We start from the raw sequence: 24,670 nt of genomic DNA, 5'->3' as shown, positions 1-24,670 counted from the left end.
TCATACCGATTAAAGCATCATTTAACCTCGGAAAACGAGTAATTTTGTACATCCTTAAACGAGCAAAAATGTACATATAGGTGTTGACATTTATAGCGTATATTCATTTTGTTGGAGTGCATCCTGAGTACAGAAAGCATCATATTGGACAACAATTATACAATAAATTTTTTTATGTTGTAAAACAAAATAATCGAAGTATTGTTCGATGTATAACGTCACCTGTCAACAAAGCTTCGATTGCCTATCATACGAAGATGGGTTTTGAAATGGAAGATGGAGATAGAATTGTTGATGGTCTATCAGTAAATTCCGAATATGACGGACCAAATCAAGACAGAGTTTTATTTGTAAAAAAATTAGATTAAATGCTATAGCACTTTGGGTGAAAGCTAGTAGAATGGGAAGATAATTAGAGATTAGTTTGGTAAAATGCAGAAAATTCCAGTTATTGTTGAGAGAAAGTAAGAATAGAAGGTGTACTATGAACACGAATGATCGGAAAATAAGATTAGCGTTTCTCTTACAAAAGAAGATTCTTATCAACAGTATATATTTTGCCCATCACCTAAATTTGTAATAGAGTTCGTTAAACCTGACTTAATAACCATTGCTTGGTAACAAGGGGTTCTTGATAGATACGTTTTACTAACGGCGCAGGGTAGTGTAATAATGATAGTAATCACTAGAAAGAATGGAGTGAATGACGATAGATGTAGGTCAATATTTACATAATGCTTTTCCAGGGCTTACTTTGGCACCTAGTCTTTATCATCAATGGAGTATTGGTATTCACTTTGAATTAGGGACAGGGATTTATCAGCTTAAAGATGATGGTAGTCTGAATCGCGAAAGGTTTGACTGCGTTTACAGTCAAGCATTGTCTATTTTCAACGAACTTTTTTCTGATTTGGATGAAATTATTCTGGTTACGAATGTTTATCTGCACAGGTCTAATACAATTAAGAAAAATCGAATAAAGATTTATGATCGCTATGTAAAAAATAAAAAATTAAAATGCCATTTAAGACAAGAAACGTTACCGTATGTATTTGATGCTGATGAAGTTGACGATTATTATACTTGTCGATTTTCCCTAAAGTGCCGCAAACAAGATTTGAAATTTCCATTGCTTATTAAAGCAGCGTGTAATGAGGATTTCCCCTTAAAACCTAGGTTTGATAAAAAATGGGGGCCAGGTTCAAACTATCCAGATGTGTTTTTTATAAATATGACTAAAAATGTGATCTTTTTTATTTATGATGATAGAGGGTGTGAGGTCATCGCAACTAATAAAGAAACTATATACCCTTTATATAAAAAATATGGAGATTGGATTGATGAATACTCACGAGAAGAAATTATTATACGTTTTAAATAAGAGTTTCATTACGTAATTTTAACAACCTCTATAATCACTTGTTTTTGGAAAGAAGTGGTACATATGTACTCCAGGAATACTTCGCTTTTAAAACTGCTCTACTCCGTTAGCCATCCATGTAGCGCAAAAACCAGCGCTACACCACAGAAAATGAAAGATGATTAAGTTCTTTCATGGGAGTTAAATTTACAGATACTATAAATATACCTCCAATATCTTTAAACAAAAATAAAAGCTGAACTCTATCGAAATTAGTTCAGCTCATTGTATTTAGGATCGAGAAATATAAGAGCCTTACTCAACTCTTCGCTTTGCATAAAAACAGGATCCTGAGTGTTTTTTATGACATAAATTATAGTAAACCACTAACAAGGTAGAGAGCGGTTCCCCAAATAAAAATCGCTGAGCATTTATTAAAAATATTCATAAGCTTACCAGAGTTATCCAGTTTTTTTAAGGATGCTCCAGCAATGATAAGACCGAAAAACCATAACCAAGAAATCAAAACACATGATGCAGTGAACAACATTTGCTCCGTCCCACTATATTTTAAAGCACTCGTCCCGATAACACCTATTGTATCTAAAATAGCATGTGGATTTAAGAGAGAGACCGAAACTGCAAATAAAATTTGTTTCTTGACAGGAAGTGCTTCGTTATTATCGGTAGATGCAGGATTTGAGCGCCAAATTGTATAGCCCATATAGAGTAAGAAAAGTATCCCTACACTCATCAAGGTGATACGTAACCACTCAAATTGCAACACAATTATAGATAAACCAAATACCGCAAGTAGTATTAGAAGCGTATCACAAATTGAGGCAGTGATGCTGGCGGGTAAGGCACGAACTAGATGGGGCTGTGTTGCACCTTGGGAAAAGACAAAGACATTTTGTACGCCAAGGGGCAAAATAAGTCCAAATGCTAAAATCATTCCATGTAGAAATGCTTCCAATGAAATTCCTCCTTTCACTAAACATTTTAAATATGTTATAACTAAAAGAAAACGACCAATTGGATGGTTTTTAAGCCATCCAATTTCGAAAGTTTGAGGTGATACGGATGAGCTGGCAACCAAGTAGAGAGGGAGAAATGACATTACAGCAGCAAATTATTCAGTGGATTACTGAACATATTGAACAAGGGGATTGGGTGGCAGGAACAAAGCTACCGACACAAAGACAGCTAGCGATGCAGTTTGGGGTAAACCGTAGTACTGTTCAACAGGCGTTAGAAGAATTAAAAGCGGTAGGAATATTGGAATCGAAAGTAGGTTCAGGTATTTATGTGGCACAAAATTCCTGGGATTCATTAATTGTACAAACACAACCAAATTGGCAAAAGTACATAGACACAAGTCTCCATAAGCCCAATTATCTTACCATTCAATTAATCAATGAATACGAGCAGCGCGATGATATCATTCGATTGGGCACTGGCGAGCTAGCACCTAGTTTATTGCCCACCACTGAAATTGAAGCTTCTTTGAAAGAGCTCTCTTTGCAGCCGAAAGCTTTAGGCTATTCATCACCACAAGGTAGCGATAAACTTCGAGAAGCGATTTGTGAATATGTGAAAAAAAGAGGGATCCATGCAAAGCCACAAAATGTTTGTATTGTATCTGGTGCACTTCAAGCATTGCAGTTGATTGCTGTAGGACTTCTTGAACAGGGTTCTATCGTATTCCAGGAACAGACATCTTATTTAAATTCAGTCCATCCTTTCCAGTCTGTAGGTATGCAAATGCTGTCTATCAATCGTGATGAACAGCTCGCACAAACGTTAGCCCAAAAGAAAAGAAAAAGGCAGGCCGTATTTTATGCTGTTCCCACTTTAAACAATCCGACTGGTGGTGTATGGACGTCGTTTGAAAAAAGGCAACTATATCAAGCGTGTAAAGAATCTCGTATTCCTATCATTGAGGATGACGTCTATCATGAATTGCTCTTTGAAGCCGCAACGCCACCAATTAAATCAATGGATGAAAGCGGGCAAGTCCTTTATATTGGCAGTGTTTCGAAAACATTAAGCCCCGGACTTCGTATTGGCTGGTTAATCGGTCCAACTACAGTAATTGAGCGATTAGCAGATATAAAAATGCAAACAGATTACGGATCAAGCGCCATCTCACAGGAAATTGTGCTGCATTGGTTGCAATCAGGGAAGTATGAAAAGCATATTAAGAGTTTGCGGAAAGAATTAATGCGGAGGGCCAATTTTGTTGAGGGTATATTACAAGAAAAATTTGGGGAAATTGCTAGTTGGGATAAGCCGAAAGGTGGCTTTTATATTTGGCTAAAGTTTCACGAGCCAATCGTAGATAAAGAGTTATTCACCAAGCTATTGCATCGACAAGTTCTTATTAATCCTGGCTATATTTACGATCCGCAAGATACTCAGCATATTCGATTATCATATGCCTATGGAACAGAAGTAGAGTTGGAAAAAGGCTTAAATATCCTATTTGAAATTGCAAGCAAGAAAAAATGAGGTTTTAGGTAGATTCTAAAGAAGCCCGCTTTTTGAATTTCCTGTGACAAAAACCACACTCATCTTACGGGTATGAAAGATAAATGCTGTAGACAAGAGAGTGATTCATGGCATGGATCAGCGTCGTTCCCGATGAAAAAATAATGATATTTTGAGCAAGGCATTAAATGGGTAGGTGGACGGATAAACGAAAAATGGCTGGTTATTAGAACATTAATTAATTTAATTGTAGATTTGGCGGAAGATAAATTTGACAAAGTTAGCTTAACTTTGAAATAACTACAGAAAAAGGTGGGAGAATATTAAAAGTTTAGCAAATCCCTAATAAAAAAACTGACAACATTAGTTGTCAGTAAAAAGAATGATATTACCTACCTTTATGTTTATTTTTAGACTTTTGAACTTTGATATTCCGAATATATTCTTTGCGTTCTTCTTTAAGTCGTTTACTGGTAATAGATTTTTCTTTTTTTCTAAGTGCCAATTCTGCTTTTATCGCTTCCTCGGCCTTAGAGGTGATACTTGGATTTCTTAGTTCTTTTGCAACTTTTCTTTGAAGCCTTTTAGGGTTGATTTTCTTCATTTTAATTTGTTGGATTGGTATTCCATCATGCTTATCATTATTTTTGATAAAATCCAACAAATCTTTATTTACAAAATCAAAGACTTCTTGATCTTTAGGTTCATTCCCAAAAGTATACTTGTATGCTTTGTATTTGTTTTCGGAAATGGTTTCAATTAGCCCTATATAAAATTGGCCATCATAAAAAATGGTTAGTTTCATAGTAGGTCCCTCCTCATAGTAAAATCGAATGATGGACATCCCGAGGAGGGGAAGGTTACTGACATCATATTAAGGATGCATCCGGACTACCAACCGAATCGTGTTTTTTCATTCAAATAGTATTATAAACGATTTGTTATTATTTGTAATGGAAAATTTATGATTCCGCTATAAATTATTAATTGATCTTGGTGGCTCTTTTCAGACGTAACCTTTTGAGAAAAGAATAATTAATTAAAGTGAAGAATCGGGCATGAACCATTTTTTGATAGGAATTAATTGTTCAAGCTATTTCGTCGACAAGTCTTATTAATCTCGTGTATATTTTAATGTTTAACTTTTATTAAACTGTATTTGAATAATAATGTCATTCCGATTTTCATCAAAAAATGTACAAGGAAAGGTACTAAAATATTGTTTGTTTGACAATAGATCCATCCGAAAATTAAACTTGGAACGGTTATATTTATTAACATTATAGGTTTTTTGAAGTATTGAATATGCATCCCTATGAACAACAAAGTTGTAATGATAATGGCAGTCCATTGGTGTTCTAGAAATACAAGTAGTAAATTTTGAATAATTCCCCTAAACAAAACTCATTTATATTCATATATTCTAGAATTAGTGAAGTGAGCGTGCTTGGGGTAAATTACACAAGGTGAAATATTTAATGTTTGAACTTGTTTTTTTGGTAGGATATATCCAAAAATATGCTAAATTATTTTAGTGAAATATATGCTCATTATGTAATAATGGCTTAGCGTAGTTTCTTTAATAATGAGTTTTTATTGTGCTTATTTCCAGTTGCGATTAAGAAAATCGCACAACTAAAAACTCACTGTCCGATATGTGTAGCGGAAGATCTCTTTTCTAGGATTGGTTTTGGTGAATTAATTGTACCAATAAAAGATCTTCCTTTCTTGTCGTTTTATCCATTTACACTCTCTTTTTTAATTGTCTATTAATGCTCACTAATAAGCTCATAATAATAGAAAGTAAAGTAACTATAATTAGCCCAATAGACATTAGTATACCATCAATATATTCAAGGAATCCTACTGCACCTAAAGCAAAAAAGCTGACGACACTTAAAAATAAAGTAAGGAAAAAGACTTGGAAAAAATGCATTTATATATACCTCCTATTTTTTAGATATGGAACGGATTTTCTTTAACTTTTTGAAGCAAATGTTTTTTGTAGTAAAGGCGAAGCGTCAGCTACAGAAGTCTACCACTCCTATAGGTGGTGGGATAAATGCGGGTTTATACGTGTGTAATTTAAACTTCTCAACTTTCTTAACTTTCATTGAAGCTACTTCTCCGCAATTCGTACAAATAATCAAAATTAGTGGTGAGCTCGAAAAATGGACCATATCGAGCTTAATGGGTTTTACATTTGCCATAGATCCGCCTCATTCACCTTGTGCGAAGGAATCACAAACACAAGCCTTACAAACTAACGTATCATTTTCCATGTTAGTATCTCATTATGTAATATATGTAAATTTTATCATGAAAATAGCCGCTGTGTCATCATACGCTACAGCAACTAAATGAAAGAGGTATTAAATCAAAAAAGAGCGATTAAAACTGCGCTCTAAAATTTAATTTATTAATTTGGTCAACTATCTTTTAATTTGTTGAGTATACCACTGACGAAAATAAAAAGAATAGATATTACATGCATGGTACAACTACACAATTTTAACTTTTTTATGCTATGAATACTTTATTTATCTAGGAAATTAAAATATCAGTGGGATAGCAAACTGCAATGACGTTAGGGGCGATGCATAATGTAAGCTATCCCGAAGTAAATATATGTAAAATTATTCGATAACATTCCAACTGTAAATATGGTTAAAAAGGAATAATAAAAAAGGGTTAAGCATTTTAAGGAGGCGTCAGGCTAAAACCGTTAGTAGCTTTGAAAAAGAAATAAATTTATGAAAAACTGCATCGCACCCTTATTTAAGGAAGTAATGTTTTACAAAGGGATTTTAAGGGAAAAAGCGAATATATAGTGTGAAATCGTAAAGGTGGTTGGTCATTATGGTATCGAAATATCGCTCCAATACATATATTCCGGAAATGGTGAAGGCATGTAAAATGTTAGCACAAAGACATGATTTCGAGCATTCTTGCTCAGATGAGGCAGGAAGATTGTTGTCAGTGCTTGTTGGTCAAATCACACATGGGACAATCCTTGAAGTCGGAACTGGCTTTGGGGTAGGCAGTGCTTGATGCTACTGCTCAAACACTTCGTCATCAGCAGGCAGAATTTTTTGTAGGTGACTGGAAAGAAGTGATAGCGAAAGGTCCTTTTCAATTTATTTTTGCTGATGCAGCAGCTGCTAAAACGATTGAAGGCGTGCAACTATTGGATGCATTAGCAGTTGGAGGTATGTTAGTGATGGACGATTTTACACCAGAAGAACATTTTCCAGAAGAATGGAGAGGGAAGCCTGATAAGGTTAGGGACTTTTGGTTAAATCATAAGGAATTAAGGGCTACCGAAATCTATTTAACACCAACATCCTCTGCTATCCTTGCAACAAAGCAGAAAGGGAAAGAATAATCCAAGTAAAAAATCCATACATATTTACATAACGATTTCTTTATGAAGAGGTGAATCATTGGAGAACATGCCAGAGGGCTATTCTTATGTTCCGCAGCCTATTCGGAAAGACGGGGCGGGGTGGGTTGATAAAGGGCCGAGAGATTTTATGAGGGATCTAGAAAATCCAAATTTGCTAGTCCCTCCAAAAACAGATGCTGGACTTGTACCAAATTTAAAATTCTCTTTTTCTGATACGCATATGGTTTTAAAACATGGCGGCTGGTCTCGAGAAATTACTGTTCGTGATTTGCCAATCGCCACTACATTGGCAGGTGTTAATATGAGTTTGACACCAGGTGGAGTACGTGAACTGCATTGGCATCAACAAGCAGAATGGTCGTATATGCTTCTTGGTCATGCACGCATTACAGCAGTCGATCAAAATGGGCGTAATTTCATTGCTGATGTAGGACCGGGAGATTTATGGTATTTCCCACCTGGAATTCCGCATTCCATACAGGGTCTTGATGATGGCTGTGAATTTTTACTGGTGTTTGATGATGGACATTTTTCAGATCTCAGTACATTTTCAATATCTGATTGGTTTGCTCATACTCCTAAAGATGTGCTGTCCTCTAACTTTGGTGTTTCTTTGAGTGCTTTTAAACATATCCCGAAAGAACAGGTCTATATTTATCAAGATAAGGTTCCAGGACCTCTTGACACACAAAAAGTACAATCCCCATACGGTACAGTCCCTCAAACCTTCAAGCATCGCCTGCTTGCCCAAACTCCTATTAAAACTCCTGGTGGTAGCGTTAGAATTGTGGATTCAACAAACTTTCCTATTTCAAAAAATATCGCCGCAGCGCTTGTCGAGATTAAGCCTGGTGCAATGAGAGAGCTGCATTGGCACCCGAATAATGACGAATGGCAATATTACCTTCAAGGTCAAGGGCGTATGACAGTGTTTGCTGCAAATGGTGTGGCTCGAACATTCGATTATCGTGCAGGAGATGTAGGGTACGTGCCGTTTGCAAATGGTCACTACATTGAGAATACTGGCATAGAGACATTATGGTTCCTTGAAATGTTTAAAAGTGATAGATTTCAGGATGTTTCGTTAAATCAATGGATGGCCCTTACTCCATCTGAGCTAGTCCAAAGCAATTTAAAGATTGGTCCTGAACTTCTTAACGTATTAAGAAAGGAAAAATGGCCAGTTGTATAAATAGCATATCCAAGGGGAGCATTTAGAAATGCAGGTAGGAAAGATCAAAGACCTTTCCTACCCGCATTTTTTAATATTGATATTTATTTCTAGTTGCAAGCAGTATACCGATAGCTGGAACAGTACAAATAAGCATTGCTGCAAATGATAGCCCAGGTGAAATCTCGTATAAATAGCCGCCTAAAAATGTAAGGATCGCTGTACTTAATCCCATTGCTAATGCAGAGTAGAGGCCTTGCGCATTCGGAATTTGCTCCTTCGGCAATGTTTTTGTTAAATAGCCGATAAAAGCGAAATGTGCGAGAGCGAAAGAAAATGCATGCAATGTTTGAGAAGCGATAAATACCCAGACATTAGGGAATAGGTAAATAAGTAACCAACGTAGCGAAGAACTACTTGCTGCTAATAGTAATAAAGAAGATGAGCTCCATTTTTTAAATAATGTATCAGCCTTCATAAAGTATAAAATTTCGCAAATAACGGCGATGTTAATAATCATTCCCATATAGAATGGATCAACATGTAAATCCCCTAAATATATATAACCATAGCTGTAATAAGAAGCATGTGCGCCTTGCAACAGAATAACGACTAATAAAACAATAGGGAAGCCTTTAATAGACCATAATGTTTTCATCGACAATGATGTTGCACGTTGTTCTTTCGTTGGTACAACGAGTAACTCTTTTGGTGTAGCCATTTGTTGCATTAACAGCATACCGATCAGGCCGACCACCATACTCCAGAAGATAATGTCATTGCCAAATGCACCTGTCAGCATACTAATGATTAATACTGCAATGACAAAGCCAAGGGAACCATAGGAACGGCTTTTGCCATAGTGTACATTTCCATGCTGTACGAGCGTTGCTGCACTACTTTCAACGGCTGGAAGCAGTGCTGGATAGAAAACGCTAAATAAAAGGGTAACGATAAGAAGCGAGATAAAGCTCGTGCTTAATATGTAAAGTAAAGTTGTGATTAGTGCACCTATTGCAAGAATGCTAATGAGTCGTTTATTATTCACATATTTTGCAAGCGTCGGGAAGAAAAATAGATTTGATGTTGCTCGAGCTAAAAGACCACAGCCCATTACGACGCTAGCCTGTGAAACAGTAAGATGTTTGGCATCTACAAGCCAACCAGTCCAGTAAGGTAAGAAAATACCCCATGTAAAGAAAAATGCAAAGAAATTTTGAGAAAGCCATCGTTGATTGTTCATAAATTTTTTTGTACCTCCAATTTAACTATGTTGAATAATAGCACGTTCATCGTTACAATAATGTGAGATATCTCACATTTCGGAGGAGAGAGTAAAATAATGCATATACTGACAGCTGAAGAACGTTCTTATTATCTTGATAAATATCCAATAGATGATTTTTTTTCTTTTGAAATTGATCCATTTCTCGAAATATGTAAGTTTGACAAAGGTGAATGGATTTTTCAAGAAGGGTCATTTCCAAATACGCTATACTACATGATCGAAGGAAAGGCAAAGCTATACATGACACACAAAAATGGCAAGGTCTCGCTTATCGATTACTTGGAGGCACCACGTTTTATGGGGGAAATTGAGTTGCTTAATGAGGCAAGATATACGAAGGGGATTCAGACAGTAACCGAGACGATTTGTTTTTCGATTACACAGTCCTGCAAAGAAAAGTTACTCACCGATGTACTATTTTTGCGTAAACTTTGTGTGTTTTTAGGGGAAAAGGCGTTCAAAATGACGTCAAAATATACACAAAATCAAGCATTTCCACTTGAAAATCGACTGGCTGCATTTATTCAATTTTCGTCAGATCAAGGAGTTTATAAAGAAAAGCATACTGAAATCTGTGAATATTTAGGGGTTTCCTATCGACATTTATTATATGTACTTGCGCAATTTTGTGAAGAAAAAATTTTAGAGAAGAAAAAGAATGGCTATCACATTTTGAATGAAGAGCGTCTTGCCGAATTGGCACAGGAAATACTGTGAGGAGTGCTATTGCTTATTGTATTCACTTTTTTTTACTAACCAACGTACTATGTCCTTTCCGCTATGGTAAAAGGAAGCCTCATTGACTTTTTGGTTTTGTGTGGAGATATTTGAGGTTTCCTCCATAACGCCAAAAGGTATAACCCTTAAACATTGGTGTGTGTTCGGTGGAATCTTTTTGTGCTTTGCTTCAGTTTCGATATAAGCTGTAGTAGATTTTTGTGCATTTTGGATTGGACGAGTGAGTAATTTCCCTTGTTCCATTGTTGTGCTTGGTGAATAACAATTATCTTTCATTCAACATGCCCCCTTTGTCGTTAATGTTATTGTACAAGACATACGGTCGGAATAGTCTCAATTTACAAGGCTTTAACGAAAACTTAAAGGTTAGTCGTTAGATTTGTAAAATGTAACCGTATTCATGCCATTAACGAATAGAAATCATAGAAAACTTGTATAATTTCAAGGGAAAAACACGTACTCGAACTATTGTGAATTTTCCTAACAAAACGTATTATTGTAATTAGATTTAACGTGAAAAGTTTCACAGAGTCACGTAATCGTGAGGAGGAATTTTTAATGGGTGCAATTCGAGTAGGTATTGTAGGTTATGGAAATTTAGGTCGCGGAGTAGAGTATGCTATCTCGCAAAATCCAGATATGGAATTAGTAGCGGTATTTACACGTCGTGATCCTTCAACTGTAAACATCGCAAGTAATGCAAGTGTATATTTAGTAGATGATGCTGAAAAATTCCAAAATGACATTGATGTAATGATTTTATGTGGTGGCTCAGCTACAGATTTACCAGAGCAAGGACCACATTTCGCACAATGGTTTAATACAATTGATAGCTTTGATACACATGCGAAAATTCCTGAGTTTTTCGAGGCAGTCGATGCAGTAGCTCAAAAATCTGGAAAAGTATCAGTCATTTCAGTTGGCTGGGATCCGGGTTTATTCTCATTAAATCGTATACTCGGGGAGACAGTTCTACCAGTGGGTACAACTTATACTTTCTGGGGAGACGGATTAAGTCAAGGACATTCAGATGCTATTCGTCGTATCGAAGGTGTTAGCAATGCTGTACAATACACATTACCAATTAAAGAGGCTGTAGACCGTGTTCGCAATGGTGAAAATCCTGAGCTGACAACGCGTGAAAAACATGCACGTGAATGCTGGGTTGTTCTTGAGGCAGGTGCAGATGCTGCAAAAGTTGAGCAAGAAATTGTGACGATGCCGAATTATTTTGATGAGTATGACACTACAGTAAACTTTATTTCTGAAGAGGAATTTAAAGCAAACCACACTGGCATGCCACACGGTGGATTCGTAATTCGTAGTGGTGAAAGCGGCGCTAACGACAAACAAATTCTTGAATTCTCATTAAAGCTTGAGAGTAATCCAAACTTCACCTCTAGTGTTCTAGTAGCTTTTGCACGTGCAGCTTATCGCTTAAACGAAGCAGGAGACAAAGGTGCAAAAACAGTATTCGATATCCCATTCGGTCTGTTATCATCAAAATCAGCTGCTGAATTACGTAAAGAACTTTTATAATAATCAAAAACATCCACTGAAAGAAGTTAAAGCCTCCGGCGGATGTACAACTGCTGAAAAGTAAATTACACACCTTTTAGTGAGGTGAGACTACGGCTGAAAGAGGTTTAACTATCTATTAAGGAGCTGGGACATAACTAAATCGTTCCTTCATAAAGCCGAATAATCTCTAAATTAACAAAATACGATTACTAGAAAAACCGAACTATTCCGAAACACTTCAAAAGCGTTTCATTGAATAGTTCGGTATTTTTGTTGGCTGAAACACATTTGTCCCTTGTAAGTGAACGAATCGCTCCACATATGTAAGGCGGATTTTTCCAATAACCGTTCGGGAGCATACATATAAACCACCGCCCAAACGGTTGTAAAAGGAAAATTATATTCACGTTTTTGAAAGTTGAATCTTTGATTTTCGTAAGCTAACGGCTCTCTTTCCTTAACATTTTATATAAGAAGATTGACTTTTTCTTCTTATGAGAGTGTGTACGAGAAACAGTATTATTCTTGTCTACTTTATAAGCTTACTTTGCGTTTATAAAGTAAACTAGATGATCAGTCCATTTGTCGTCTTCGTATATGAATCCTTCCCTCGTGCATTCATAAATTATCCCAACACCTTCTGCTAACTTTATAGATGCTATATTATCAAGGTTTATGTGAGCTTCAACTCGATGATACTTTAATTTTTCAAACGCTAGAGCAATGGCTGCTTTTACAGCTTCTTTACCATAACCTTGTTTCCAAAAGTTGTTATGAATTGTATATCCGAACCTGGCCCATTGAAATTCTTCCCTCATAATTGTCGAAAAGTCTATAAAGCCAATATGAGTATTGTCCACTTTTCTAAACACTCCAAATACATATACTTTGTCACTCTTTGCCATCTGATGATGTTTAGTAACTAAATCACGAAACCATTCTTTCGTACAGATGCTCATATCTAATTTACCTTCATCGTATTTATGTTGAGAAGGTAAACGACTTTCATATTGGGTAAGCCAAGTAGAATAATCACTTTCTTCTATTAATCGAATAACTAATCTTTCTGTTTCTGTTCTTATCTTATTCAATCGAACACCTCATCTATTCTATTCTTATATAGTATATTCGATATATGGAATTTATCTCCTTTTAATCAATTATGCCTCGGTAAATTTTGATTTTATGGATTGTAATAATAAATGCAAACTATATTAATGTACGACTCTCCTAAAATATGGAAGATGAATGCAAAAAAATTATTGAAAATCTTGCGAAGAATCCAGATGAAATATTTCATGTTGGCGATAAGGTAAAAGTGGGATATGATGGTAAAATAAAGGATAAAGTGCCGATTGGAATTGCTAATGTACCGCTTTGTAATTGGGGGGAGTTTTATATGGAAAAAGTAAATTTTTTTAATAGTGAACTATTTCATGAAAAAGCTGAGAAAACTTTTTTGATACACAAAAATAAAATAACAGAATTTCTACCAGAGGCTGATATCCAGCATGTTGGTAGTTCAGCAATTCCGAATAGCCTTACTAAAGGTGATTTAGACATCCAAGTACGTGTTAGTGCTGAACAATTTTCGAATGCAGTAGAACTTCTATCTAATTTATATGAAAGTAATGATGGAAGTGTCAAAACGGATACATTTAGGGCATTTAAAGATGATACAACTATACCTCCTTTAGGAGTTCAATTAACTGTAATTGATTCTGAGTTTGATTTCTTTTGGAAGTTTAGAGAAGTTTTATTGGCAAATAATAAATATCGAGATGCATATGATAAATTGAAGCAAGAATATGAAGCCAAATCAATGGATGCCTATAGGGAAGCTAAAGATATCTTTTTCCAAAGACTTATGGAAACTTCTGAGTTTAAGAAATATGACAAATAATTTTTGTGCCGCATTCGTCTATGGTAAAGAAACGTGAAAAAATAGTAGTAAAATATTGCGCGGAGTATAAAGCGGTGACTCCTCTCGTAATTTGTTTTTAGCAACAATTACGATACGTGAGTTTTCTCGTAAAATTATTAGATTTTAAAACGCATAAAAAGTTTAGGATGAGTTTATAAGTATGCCATATATACTAGTTGATTGGAGTGGAGATTGGGTGACTACTAGAGAATTAGCGTCATAGACATCCGATGTCCCAGGAAGCTTTGCTCTGTGCGTAAGCGAAGCATCAGCAAACAAAGCGCCCAGTCAGAACTGTAATCAACCCCACGTTATAATGATGAGTCTATAATTTAAAAGAGTTTATGCTTTGAAGACTTGAAACCTTACATAACCAGTTGAATGGGGAGGTTATTACCAAATGACTACAGACATTATTATTCAATCAAAGTGTATTCCACCGAGTCCTTCCAATCATTGTATTAGTAGAGCTATATTAATGAAAATATTGAAAAAAAGCCTAAACCATTCTTGCACACTAATCCACAGTGGAGCAGGGTATGGCAAAACAACCATCCTTACACAATTTCTACATGCACAATCAAGCAAATTTTCCTGGTATAGTGTGTCGGAGGAAGATGATAATATATTGCCGTTTTTAAGGCATTTATTTTTTAGTATCAAACGTATTGTTCCGAGCTTTGGTCAAGAATTTGATGCATGGAATCAATTATCCCGTTTTCCGAAAATAGAGGAACTTAATCGTTGGTTTAAGCTATTTGTCAATAGTTTATGTGAAATCGAAGTGCCGATTTTAATTGTCATTGATGACTACCATCTTGTCGATCATGAATTTCATATTAATTATGTGATGGAAAAGATAATTGAGTTTTCACCACCGAATATTCATTTTATCATCGCCTCTAGAACGTTGCCGAATTGGGATATTACGAGAAAATTAAAGCTACAAAAAAAATTACTCGTTATTTCAGAAGGTGAATTAGTGTTTTCTTCAGAGGAGATCGCTGTTTTTTTCGAGGAATATGTAACAGTACATTTAACAGAAGAAGAAATATCTAAGGTTTTAGAAATTACAGAAGGTTGGGCAATTAGTATTTCTTTATTAGCAGAGCAATGGAACAATGAATCCTTAGAGCATTGGTTAAATGTCTCTACTAATGATCTATTCACCTATTTATCAGAGGAAGTTTATGTTAAAATGTCAGCATTCGAGCAAGAGACGATACTAAAGCTGGCGATTTTTCCCACATTTTCTGAGGAGTTTATTGCACAATTTTATGGTTCGGAAATAGCAGAGGCGTTAAAACTGTTTGTACAGCGACATTTATTTATTCAACCGATCACAACGGATGGTTTATATCGTTTTCATGCATTGTTCATTCGCTTTTTAGAGCTAAAATGGCGACAAAATGCTTCACAATATATTGCATTACATAAACAAGCAGCATTGTATTATGTAAAAGAGCACAATATACAAGCTGTTCTTCATCATGCATTTAAAACGGATGAACAGGATTTTTGTGGTGAATTATTACAAAATCATGCTGAAAGTCTAGTTCGTGCAGGGCAATTTGAGTGGCTATTAGAAAAAATAAATCGATTTTCAGCTGATGAAAAATCGAAATATTACAAATTATATTATTTTGAAGGGGAGTGCCACCGCTATCGTGCTTATTATGAAAGAGCGAAGCAGTCCTATGAACATTGTGCAAGCATCGCGGAAAATAAGAATGATTATCTCTTTATGACGAAATCGCAAGCAGGTTTAGCACATATTTATCTTGATACAATCCAGCCAGCATTAGCAGAGCCATATTTGAAAAAGGCATTAGAGCTAGCGAATCATACACCGTTAAATGAAGAGGAACTTCTCGAATTGCAACGTCAATATGCAGAAAATTTGGTGAATTTAGGGAAGGCTAAAGGTGCACAAATTTTTATAGGTGAGGTTGCTTTGACGGAGGATGTGCTACAAAGAGCAAATGTCGATGTTCGGATATTGTTAAGAACAGGGCAGCTACTAGAAGCAAAGGAATTGCTGACGCAGCGGTTGGAATTGCCGCCACAGCTTGTCGCGACACATAGAGAGAGTGAGCTGTTGGCATCATTTGTCTATGCGTTATTAGGGCTGGGGAAGGATGCATGGTATGCAGCTCAGCATGGGATTCGTAGGGGGTTTCAGGAAAAATCAGTTTTTATTGAGGCGGTTGGTTATATTCGCAAGGCACATGCTTTACTATTAATAGATTTTCCGGACTATCAAGGAGCCTGCAATGCTTATGAAAAAGCCCTTACATTGCTGAATACCATTAATATTTCTCGCGTAAAGGCCGAACCGTATATGGGACTAGCGATTGTCAAACATGCGCAAGGAGATATTGTTTCTGCTAAAAAATATGTAGCACTTGCATTACGGGAAACGGAGCAAGTTCAAGATGCATGGATGACTGCTCTTATATTAATCGCCGAGGTTAAAATTATTATTTCACAACAGGAATTTGCACAAGCGCGGCAATTATTAAAAAAGGCACAGCAACTATTCCACGACTGTGGCGATCAAAATGGTGAGATGCATGTCCTATTCTTTCAATCTGTCATTGCCTTCAAAGAACATAATCTTCAACAATTCAATCATTATTTTCAGCAGTTTGCCCAGTTATGCATCAATAATGGCTATGACTACTTTTTACAAAGGAAGACCATTCTCGGTCCGCAAAATCGGATAATTTTTTATGAGCTTTTACAATTTAGTAGAAAATGTGATGGAGAAAATGCCGCTATTTTAGCAATGCGTAACTATTTTCAAGTAGAGGACAATATTGTTTATCCGCATGAGGAAGTGCGGGTGAATTTATTCGGAAGCTTGGATTTAATAAGAGATCATCGAAAGCTAGAAGATAAAGAATGGCAGCGCGATAAATCGAAGGAGCTCTTCGTCTATTTATATTGTCATCGCCACCGTTTTGCACCAAAGGAAGAGATGGCACAGGCATTATGGCCAGAGCGGAATGTTAATTCACTAGATCGGGATTTCAAAGTTGTATTGAATACGTTATTAAAAGTTCTTGAGCCAAATAGAAATGCGCGTCAGGACAGCTTTTTTATTCAGCGTAAAAATAATATGTACCAATTGCAGCAAATTCAAATTTTGCAAATTGATGTCGAACGCTTCCATTACTTTTATGAATTAGGGATGGAGGAATTCGATCCGCAATTATCAAACGAATGGCTGCATCTTGCTGAAACAAGCTATACGGATGCACTTTATGCTGAAAAAAAACAATTAGATTGGCTTATACAGGATCGTGAAAAGTTACAGTCATTATATATTGAAGTACTAGAAAGATTAGCACAAAATGCGACGAGACAACAAAATTATAAGCAAGCTATTTATTATGCAGAAAGAATGATACGTGAGGATTCATTATGGGAAGAAGGTTATCGCTTATTGATGTATAGTTACTATCAATTACAAAACCGCTCCCTTGCGTTAAAATGGTATGAAAAATGTGTGCAGCAATTAAAAAATGAACTAAATACAACACCGATGGAATCGACGATGGTAGTTTATGATTTAATAATGGGCTAGTACGAATTAGGGCAAAGATTCCTGGTATCGTCCGATGATCCGCTTGGGTCGGCAGATGTTTTTTGTGCGAAAGCGTAGTGTAACGTAGCGGTAGCAACAGATGTTTTTTGTGCGAAAGCGAAGCGACAGCGGACGGATGTGGATTACGAAGGCATTATTACAGGATGTGATGTTTTTTTCTTCGGTCCTCTTTCCCCAAGGAGTCACCCAGTCTCTCACGCCAATCAACCGATTCCTATAAGAATTATAAAAATATTGGAGGAACTACTATGTCATTTTGTAAGGTAAGTAAGGCGAATTTTTACTATGAAATAATAGGGACCGGAACACCAATCGTTATGCTCCATGGATATTCGCCGGACCATAAACTAATGAAGGGATGTATGGAGCCTGTTTTTGCAGAAAGGGAGGGCTGGAAACGAATCTATATTGACCTTCCAGGGATGGGCAAAACGACAGACTACGAAAAGATCGATAATTCTGATGAAATGCTAGAGGCCGTAGTAGAACTAATACACACTTTAATACCAAATGAACGTTATTTATTGGTAGGAGAATCATATGGTGGGTATTTAGTGCGAGGAATTTTGAGGGAGTATTCTGAACAAATTTTAGGGGCAGCGTTTATTTGTCCGTTGATTATTCCTGATAAACAAAGCCGAACAGTGCCAGAACAAAGTATTGTCTCGGCGGATAAAGAATTTTTATCGACATTAACGAAAGAGGAACTAGAGGATTTTAGCTCACATCTTGTTGTTTTAGATGAATATAATTGTCATCGCTATACTAATGAAGTGTTAGCAGGTCAAAGAAACGCAGATGTAGAATTTTTAGAAAAAATCCAAGGAAGCTATCGTTTTTCTTTTCCTATAGATGAAATTTTATTTGATAAACCTTGCTTATTTTTGCTGGGTAAACAGGATTCAATAGTTGGCTATAAGGACGCTTTTGCCATTTTAGATAAATTCCCAAGAGCAGCCTTCACAATTTTAGATAAGGCCGGGCATAACTTGCAAATTGAACAAGCGGAATTGTTTACGAGCCTAATGAGTGAATGGTTGGAGCGGGTAGAAGAATTTAATAATTAATCTTTAGGGCTAACTATAAGGATTCACCAAATTAGGTGAGTCCTTTTTATGTACGCTCAGAAAACTGTAAATTTCTAAAAGATTCCGATAAATCGATAAAACATTCCGATAAAATCAGAAATTGTTCCGATAAAAAACAATTTTATTCCGATAAATCTCACTTTGCTTCAAAAAAGGGCTGCAGCTAAGATTTGAGTACATAAATGTCGATATTTTTTAAAAGTTGGTCGATAAACAATCAAAATTTCTCGATAAATCTTAAAAAAGTTTCCCACACTTTCGCGACAGTACCCAACTATGTTGTAACTAATTTGTAACTGAAGTTTTATATAGTGTTTTTATAGCAACGAAAGCGCTTTCTATTTTTAAATCAGGATGAAAGGGGTTTTGGGATGAAGAAGCATTGGTTATTTATGCTTTTATTGATGCTGACGATGTTGATGGTGGCTTGTAATTCAGAGGGGGCGAAGGATAATTCAACAGATGGTAAGGCTTCAGAGGATGAGACAAAGGGGACTGCTGGGGGAGGGGGCACGATTAAAATTGGCGTGCTTGCGTCATTGACGGGTGCCCTTGAGTCGTATGGGAAACAAACAAAGAATGGCTTTGAATTAGGGATTGATTATGCTACAGGAGGCACGATGGAAGTTAACGGTAAGAAAATAGAAATTGTCTATGAAGATACAGAAACAAAGCCTGAGGTTGCGGTACAAAAAGCGACAAAGCTATTAGAAGATGACAAGGTTGATTTCTTAGTAGGCTCCTCTAGCTCAGGTGATACGCTTGCTGTTCTACCTCTGGCGGAGGAATACCAAAAGATTATGGTGGTGGAGCCGGCAGTAGCGGATAGCATTACGGGCTCAGAATTTAATAAGTATATTTTCCGTACAGGTCGAAATTCTTCCCAAGATGCTTATGCAGCGGCGGCAGCGATTGCAGGAAAGGGTGTTAAGATTGCAACGTTTGCACCGGATTATTCTTTTGGCTGGGATGGGGTGAAGGCATTTAAGACTGCTGCGGAAAAGCTGGGCGCAGAAATTGTTTTAGAGGAATATGCAGATCCAGCAGCAACTGATTTTACGTCCAATTTGCAAAAAGTAATTGATAAAAAACCAGATTATTTATTTGTTGTATGGGCAGGTGCAAACTCACCGTGGAATCAAATTGCAGATTTGAAAATTCAAGAAAAGGGCATAAAAATTTCAACGGGTGCACCAGATATTATTGCATTAAAGTTTATGAATCCGTTAATTGGTATGGAAGGGTTCTCCGTTTATTATCATACGTTACCACAAAATGATATCAATAAATGGTTAGTCGAGGAACATAAAAAACGCTTCAATGAAGTTCCGGATTTATTTACGCCAGGAGGCATGTCTGCAGCCATCTCAATTGTAGATGCGCTGAAAAAATCAGATGGTGATACGGATGCAGAAAAACTTATCGGCATTATGGAGGGGATGTCATTTGAAACGCCTAAAGGAAAGATGACTTTCCGAAAAGAAGACCATCAAGCATTACAGTCGATGTATTCTATCCGTCTGGAAAAACAAGATGGTGTAGATTATCCGGTACCGGTGCTAATTCGTGAGCTTAGCCCTGAAGAAACGGCACCGCCAATTATGAATAAGTGACATTACGAGACAGATATTTTTCTGTCTCTCTTCACCCACTTTCAAATGAGAATGGGTGAAGAGAGATAGAAGTACTTGAAAGGAGAATACGATGAAACCTATTTTACGAACAGAAAACTTAACTATTCGTTTTGGCGGACACACAGCTGTCGACCAGGTGAATTTTAATATGCCAGAAAAACATTTGAAATCAATTATTGGACCGAATGGAGCTGGAAAAACAACCTTCTTTAATTTACTTAGTGGAGAATTAAAGCCGACTGCCGGGGATGTCTATTTTAAGGGACAATCGCTTGCGCAAAAATCAGCGATTGAAAGAACGCGAATGGGGCTAGGGCGTTCTTTTCAAATTACGAATGTTTTCCCGAACCTGACAGTATTAGAAAATGTCCGTCTGGCTGTGCAATCCAAGGAGAAAGTTCGTTTCCAATTATTTCGCCATTATAAAAGCTATAAGGCGATTACAGAAAAAGCAGAGGAACTATTATCACTCGTCTTGCTTGACAATAAAAGAGATGCGCTCACGACAATGCTGTCCCATGGGGAAAAGAGAAAGCTTGAGATTGCGATGCTGTTAGCACTTGATACGGAAATCCTCTTACTTGATGAACCAACGGCAGGCATGTCCTTAGAGGAGGTGCCGACGATTTTAGAGGTGATTCGCACGATTAAAAATCAAGGTGATAAAACCATTCTCCTCATTGAGCACAAGATGGATATGATTCTAGATTTGTCGGATTCGATTATGGTGCTATTTAGTGGGCAGCTTCTTGCAGATGGAACACCGGAGGACATCATGAAAAACGAAACCGTACAAAATGCATATTTAGGAGGTCTGTACGATGAACACCTTACTGAAATTAAATGATGTCCACACATATATCGGTCAATATCATATTTTGCAAGGGGTCAATTTTGAGGCAATGGAAGGGCAAGTAAGTGTACTGCTTGGTAGAAATGGTGCAGGCAAAACAACCACTTTAAAAACGATTATGGGCCTAACGCCTGCCTCAAAGGGAGAGGTGGAATTCCGCTCACAATCTATTAAGAAAAGCCCGACCTATAAAGTTGCAAAATTAGGAATAGGCTATGTACCAGAAAACCAAGGGATTTTTGCAGATTTAACAGTTGAGGAAAATATGAAAGTGGCCATGCGTAAAGAAGATACGGCTACTTTCGAGCGACAAAATTATGTGCTAGAGCTTTTTCCAGATCTAAAGAAATTTTGGAAGAAGGCTGGTGGACATCTTTCGGGTGGTCAAAAACAAATGCTGTCCATGGCAAGGGCATTTATCAATGATAGTAAATTAATGTTGATTGATGAGCCTTCTAAAGGACTAGCGCCGATAGTAGTAGAGAAAGTAATGGAGGCCATTGTTGAAATGAAAAAACAAACGTCCATCATTCTTGTTGAGCAAAACTTTATAATGGCGAGCCGAATTGGTGATACGTATACGTTGATCGATGATGGTAGAACAGTTCACTCGGGCAACATGCAGGATCTTATCCATCATGAAGAATTAAAACGAAAATATCTTGGAATCGGATAAAAGGTGGTGTACTTATTGGAGCTATTCGTCAATCTACTCATTAATGGCCTGGCAACTGGCATGTTAATTTTTTTACTGGCGGCAGGTCTGACGTTAATTTTTGGATTAATGGATGTTTTGAACTTTGCTCATGGGGGGTTATTTGTTTGGGGGGCTTATGCTGGCATATTTACGTATATATTCACTGAGAGCTTTCTCATTGGCGTTGTAGGTGCCATCGTAACAGGAGCTTTACTCGGGCTCATTACTGAAAAATTAATTATCACACCTGTGTATGGCAATCATATTCAGCAAATTTTAATTACATTAGGGCTGATGCTTGTGCTACAGGAGTTGATTAAAGTTGTTTTTGGTCCAAATGGTGTGGCAGTGAAAACACCGAGCTACTTAGCAGGCAGCTGGGAAATTGGAGACGTTATTATTATAAAATATCGATTATTTATTATTGTTGTAGGTTTTATCATTTTCGCTATTTTTCAATACATGCTAAAGAAAACGAAGATTGGGCTTATCGTTCGGGCTGGTGTACAGGATAAAGAAATGGCACAGGCACTTGGCATTCATATAAAGCGAGTATTTTTATATGTTTTCATGGTTGGCGCGGCATTAGCAGCACTTAGTGGTATGTTAATGGCTCCATATTCAGGTGTCATCTATGCGGAAATGGGTATGGAGTATGCGATTTTAGGCTTTATCGTTGTCGTAATCGGAGGAATGGGCAGTTTTTCAGGCTCGCTACTGGCAGCTATATTAGTTGGTTTAGCAGGTAGCTTTATGGCTTATTATGTGCCAGTGCTATCGCTTGCAGTCAATATGATTTTAATGGCCATTGTTTTAATTTTCCGTCCACAAGGTTTATTTGCTATGAGAAAGGAGAGATCGACATGACAATGAGGCTATCATTGCAGCATCTATGCTTTTTCCTCATAGTAGCGATTTTAGTACTTCTCCCTTTCGTTAATGATTCAAGGACGCTCATCATTTTATTAACGCAAATCTTTATTTTCGGTATTTTAGCGATGAGCTATGACATTCTCCTTGGCTATACAGGTATTGTGTCGTTCGGGCATGCGATGTTTTTTGGTTTAGGTGCCTACACAACGGCAGTTATGCTGAAACAAATGGAGCCAACACTTGCAACATTTTTATTATCAATCGTAGTAGGCATGTTGCTAGCGGGGTTTATTAGCTTCTTAGTAGGATTATTGACACTTCGATTAAAAAGTCATTTCTTTGCGATGCTGACATTATCTTTTTCGGGACTATTTTTAGTAGTGGCAGAAAAATGGCGTTCTGTTACATACGGAAATGATGGTTTTACGTTTAGAGCACCCGAAATGTTTAGAGATCGAATGACGTTTTATTTCATCGTGCTAGCATGCTTAGTCGTTATTTTTATTGCGCTATATCGTTTCGTTCACTCGCCAACTGGTCGAATTTTAATTGCTGTTCGAGAAAATGAACAACGAACAAAATCATTAGGCTATAACACCTTGTACTATAAAGTGATTGCATCAATTGTTGCTGGAACCGTTGCAAGTTTAGCAGGCTCCTTATATGCTGTGTCACTACGATTTGTCAATACGAGTGTGATGACAATGGACATTACGCTTGATGCATTATTAATGACGATTATTGGTGGTGTTGGCACATTAGTTGGACCTTTATTAGGGTCGGCTGTTATTGAATATGCCCAGCATGCACTATCGGGGTTAGCTCGTGATTATCCAATATTTGAACGATGGATTATCTTCTTTGGAATTCTTTATATTTTAGCTGTTATCTTTTTCCCAAAAGGAATTATTGGATCACTGCGCTTGATGTTTTGGAAATGGCGATTAAAGCATAAGGACAAAAATCAAACATCGGTTGTCCCGTCGCAGGAGAAGGAGCGATTTGAATGACAGTAGGCATTGTAAGCACAGGAATCTATATTCCACAAACGAAAATGACTTCTAAAGAGATTGCGAGGCTTTCCAATATTCCAGAGGATATTATTCGACAAAAAATGGGCATCTATGAAAAGCCTATTCCTGGTGAGCAAGATCATACAGTTCAAATGGGGATATGGGCGGCGCAGGATGCTATACGCAAAGCACAAATCGACCCGAAAGATATTGATGTTGTCATTTATATGGGAGAGGAGCATAAGGAGTATCCCTTGTGGACTGCCTCGATAAAAATGCAGGAGGAGCTAGGGGCCGTAAATGCTTGGGCATTCGATGTGCAATTAAGATGTGGCACGACCATTATGGCACTAAAACTAGCGAAAAGCTTAATGGCGTCGGATGATTCCGTTCAGACGATCCTCTTAGCTGGTGGCTATCGAAATGTTGATTTTATCGATTATAGCAATCCTCGAACACGCTTTATGTACAATTTAGCAGCTGGTGGTGGCGCTATCCTGTTACAAAAAAACTATGACAAAAATCGGTTATTAGAGGCGGATATTATGACGGATGGCTCGTTCTCAGAGGATGTAGTCGTGCCTGTCGGTGGTACAAAAAAACCTTTAACGCCTTCTGATTTAGAAAATAATTTGTATCAACTCGATGTGATCGATCCAATTGGGATGAAGGAGCGCTTAGAGCAAAAATCTTTAAGTAATTTTTTAAAGGTAATTCGAACATCCTTGGCGAAAAGTGGATTAAATGAAGGGGATATTCGTTATTTAGCGATGCTTCATATGAAAAAATCAGCTCATGACTATATTTTATCTGAACTCGGCTTGCAGCAGGAGCAATCCATATATTTACGAGAGTATGGTCATATTGGACAGATTGACCAAATAGTATCATTGCAGCTGGCGTTAGATGAAGGCCGTATCCATGATGGAGACATCGTCACACTTGTTAGTGCAGGTATTGGTTATGTATGGGGAGCTATTACGATTCGATGGGGATAAGGGGGA

The 24,670-nt window shown here is 37.0% G+C and carries 23 protein-coding genes and 1 pseudogene; 17 read left to right on the top strand and 7 right to left on the bottom strand.

All coding sequences use genetic code 11. The features are described 5' to 3' along the window. Positions 1-95 precede the first annotated feature (95 nt). Positions 96-368, top strand: a pseudogene (locus ACIQ7N_RS19185) (GNAT family N-acetyltransferase); the annotation flags it as partial. Positions 369-703: 335 nt separating this feature from the next. Continuing rightward, positions 704-1,381 (top strand): DUF3885 domain-containing protein, encoded by a 678-nt coding sequence (locus tag ACIQ7N_RS19180; protein ID WP_402935089.1) that lies wholly within the window; start codon positions 704-706, stop codon positions 1,379-1,381. A gap of 352 nt (positions 1,382-1,733) precedes the next feature. Here ACIQ7N_RS19180 and ACIQ7N_RS19175 read toward each other — a convergent pair whose 3' ends face one another. Next, positions 1,734-2,336 carry a LysE/ArgO family amino acid transporter gene (locus ACIQ7N_RS19175; protein WP_402935086.1) on the bottom strand — a complete coding sequence of 201 codons (603 nt, stop codon included), beginning with the start codon at positions 2,334-2,336 and terminating at the stop codon, positions 1,734-1,736. Positions 2,337-2,443: 107 nt separating this feature from the next. Between ACIQ7N_RS19175 and ACIQ7N_RS19170 the strand changes: the two genes are divergently transcribed. Then, complete coding sequence (locus ACIQ7N_RS19170; RefSeq protein ID WP_402935083.1) at positions 2,444-3,871, top strand: aminotransferase-like domain-containing protein; 1,428 nt, start codon at positions 2,444-2,446, stop codon at positions 3,869-3,871. 367 nt (positions 3,872-4,238) lie between these two features. Here the strand turns inward: ACIQ7N_RS19170 and ACIQ7N_RS19165 are convergent, their stop codons facing one another. From ACIQ7N_RS19165 to ACIQ7N_RS19155, 3 genes are all read right to left on the bottom strand, one after another. Next, entirely contained in the window at positions 4,239-4,655 is a 417-nt protein-coding gene (locus ACIQ7N_RS19165; protein WP_402935080.1) for a YjdF family protein, read from the bottom strand. A gap of 326 nt (positions 4,656-4,981) precedes the next feature. After that, the gene (locus ACIQ7N_RS19160; protein WP_402935078.1) at positions 4,982-5,251 is read right to left on the bottom strand and encodes a CPBP family intramembrane glutamic endopeptidase; all 270 of its coding nucleotides are present in this window, start codon (positions 5,249-5,251) and stop codon (positions 4,982-4,984) included. Positions 5,252-5,594: 343 nt separating this feature from the next. Beyond that, a complete protein-coding gene (locus ACIQ7N_RS19155) occupies positions 5,595-5,786 on the bottom strand; it encodes a hypothetical protein (protein ID WP_402935075.1) in 192 nt (63 codons plus the stop codon). 923 nt (positions 5,787-6,709) lie between these two features. Between ACIQ7N_RS19155 and ACIQ7N_RS19150 the strand changes: the two genes are divergently transcribed. From ACIQ7N_RS19150 to ACIQ7N_RS19140, 3 genes are all read left to right on the top strand, one after another. Further along, positions 6,710-6,901, top strand: coding sequence for a hypothetical protein (locus ACIQ7N_RS19150; protein WP_402935073.1), 192 nt, complete (start codon positions 6,710-6,712; stop codon positions 6,899-6,901). After that, complete coding sequence (locus ACIQ7N_RS19145) at positions 6,894-7,235, top strand: O-methyltransferase (RefSeq protein ID WP_402935070.1); 342 nt, start codon at positions 6,894-6,896, stop codon at positions 7,233-7,235. Before ACIQ7N_RS19150 ends, ACIQ7N_RS19145 begins: the two co-directional genes overlap by 8 nt. A 67-nt stretch (positions 7,236-7,302) precedes the next feature. Beyond that, positions 7,303-8,448 carry an oxalate decarboxylase family bicupin gene (locus ACIQ7N_RS19140; RefSeq protein ID WP_402935095.1) on the top strand — a complete coding sequence of 382 codons (1,146 nt, stop codon included), beginning with the start codon at positions 7,303-7,305 and terminating at the stop codon, positions 8,446-8,448. A gap of 70 nt (positions 8,449-8,518) precedes the next feature. Here ACIQ7N_RS19140 and ACIQ7N_RS19135 read toward each other — a convergent pair whose 3' ends face one another. Beyond that, complete coding sequence (locus ACIQ7N_RS19135) at positions 8,519-9,670, bottom strand: MFS transporter (RefSeq protein ID WP_402935067.1); 1,152 nt, start codon at positions 9,668-9,670, stop codon at positions 8,519-8,521. A gap of 99 nt (positions 9,671-9,769) precedes the next feature. Between ACIQ7N_RS19135 and yeiL the strand changes: the two genes are divergently transcribed. Further along, entirely contained in the window at positions 9,770-10,432 is a 663-nt protein-coding gene (gene yeiL / locus ACIQ7N_RS19130) for a transcriptional regulator YeiL (protein ID WP_402935064.1), read from the top strand. Between the two features lie 6 nt (positions 10,433-10,438). On the opposite strand, the gene ACIQ7N_RS19125 is transcribed toward yeiL, so the two are convergent. Further along, on the bottom strand, positions 10,439-10,729 hold the full coding sequence (locus tag ACIQ7N_RS19125) for a hypothetical protein (protein WP_402935061.1): 291 nt from the start codon (positions 10,727-10,729) through the stop codon (positions 10,439-10,441). Positions 10,730-11,011: 282 nt separating this feature from the next. On the opposite strand from ACIQ7N_RS19125, the gene ACIQ7N_RS19120 reads away from it, so the two are divergent. Beyond that, entirely contained in the window at positions 11,012-11,992 is a 981-nt protein-coding gene (locus ACIQ7N_RS19120; protein ID WP_402935058.1) for a diaminopimelate dehydrogenase, read from the top strand. A 524-nt stretch (positions 11,993-12,516) separates the two neighbouring features. On the opposite strand, the gene ACIQ7N_RS19115 is transcribed toward ACIQ7N_RS19120, so the two are convergent. Next, a complete protein-coding gene (locus tag ACIQ7N_RS19115; RefSeq protein ID WP_402935055.1) occupies positions 12,517-13,065 on the bottom strand; it encodes a GNAT family N-acetyltransferase in 549 nt (182 codons plus the stop codon). A 146-nt stretch (positions 13,066-13,211) separates the two neighbouring features. Here ACIQ7N_RS19115 and ACIQ7N_RS19110 point away from each other — a divergent pair, with 146 nt between their 5' ends. From ACIQ7N_RS19110 to ACIQ7N_RS19070, 9 genes are all read left to right on the top strand, one after another. Beyond that, the gene (locus ACIQ7N_RS19110) at positions 13,212-13,877 is read left to right on the top strand and encodes a GrpB family protein (protein ID WP_402935052.1); all 666 of its coding nucleotides are present in this window, start codon (positions 13,212-13,214) and stop codon (positions 13,875-13,877) included. Positions 13,878-14,298: 421 nt separating this feature from the next. Continuing rightward, positions 14,299-17,487, top strand: coding sequence for a BTAD domain-containing putative transcriptional regulator (locus ACIQ7N_RS19105; RefSeq protein ID WP_402935049.1), 3,189 nt, complete (start codon positions 14,299-14,301; stop codon positions 17,485-17,487). A 269-nt stretch (positions 17,488-17,756) separates the two neighbouring features. Further along, the gene (locus ACIQ7N_RS19100; protein WP_402935046.1) at positions 17,757-18,575 is read left to right on the top strand and encodes an alpha/beta fold hydrolase; all 819 of its coding nucleotides are present in this window, start codon (positions 17,757-17,759) and stop codon (positions 18,573-18,575) included. Between the two features lie 392 nt (positions 18,576-18,967). Beyond that, positions 18,968-20,209, top strand: coding sequence for a substrate-binding domain-containing protein (locus ACIQ7N_RS19095; protein WP_402935043.1), 1,242 nt, complete (start codon positions 18,968-18,970; stop codon positions 20,207-20,209). Positions 20,210-20,300: 91 nt separating this feature from the next. After that, entirely contained in the window at positions 20,301-21,077 is a 777-nt protein-coding gene (locus tag ACIQ7N_RS19090; protein ID WP_402935040.1) for an ABC transporter ATP-binding protein, read from the top strand. Continuing rightward, the gene (locus ACIQ7N_RS19085; protein ID WP_402935038.1) at positions 21,052-21,759 is read left to right on the top strand and encodes an ABC transporter ATP-binding protein; all 708 of its coding nucleotides are present in this window, start codon (positions 21,052-21,054) and stop codon (positions 21,757-21,759) included. Before ACIQ7N_RS19090 ends, ACIQ7N_RS19085 begins: the two co-directional genes overlap by 26 nt. Before the next feature lie 15 nt (positions 21,760-21,774). Then, entirely contained in the window at positions 21,775-22,647 is an 873-nt protein-coding gene (locus ACIQ7N_RS19080; RefSeq protein ID WP_402935035.1) for a branched-chain amino acid ABC transporter permease, read from the top strand. After that, positions 22,644-23,663: a branched-chain amino acid ABC transporter permease gene (locus ACIQ7N_RS19075; RefSeq protein ID WP_402935032.1), complete on the top strand. Its 1,020-nt coding sequence runs from the start codon at positions 22,644-22,646 to the stop codon at positions 23,661-23,663. The genes ACIQ7N_RS19080 and ACIQ7N_RS19075 overlap by 4 nt, the downstream gene beginning before the upstream one ends. Further along, a complete protein-coding gene (locus tag ACIQ7N_RS19070; RefSeq protein ID WP_402935029.1) occupies positions 23,660-24,664 on the top strand; it encodes a 3-oxoacyl-ACP synthase in 1,005 nt (334 codons plus the stop codon). The genes ACIQ7N_RS19075 and ACIQ7N_RS19070 overlap by 4 nt, the downstream gene beginning before the upstream one ends. Positions 24,665-24,670: the final 6 nt, after the last annotated feature.

The organism is Lysinibacillus sp. NPDC095746, from assembly GCF_044763535.1.
Classification (GTDB): Bacteria; Bacillota; Bacilli; order Bacillales_A; family Planococcaceae; genus Lysinibacillus.
Note: the sequence above shows the minus strand (reverse complement) of the source record. Positions and strands in the feature narration are given on the sequence as shown.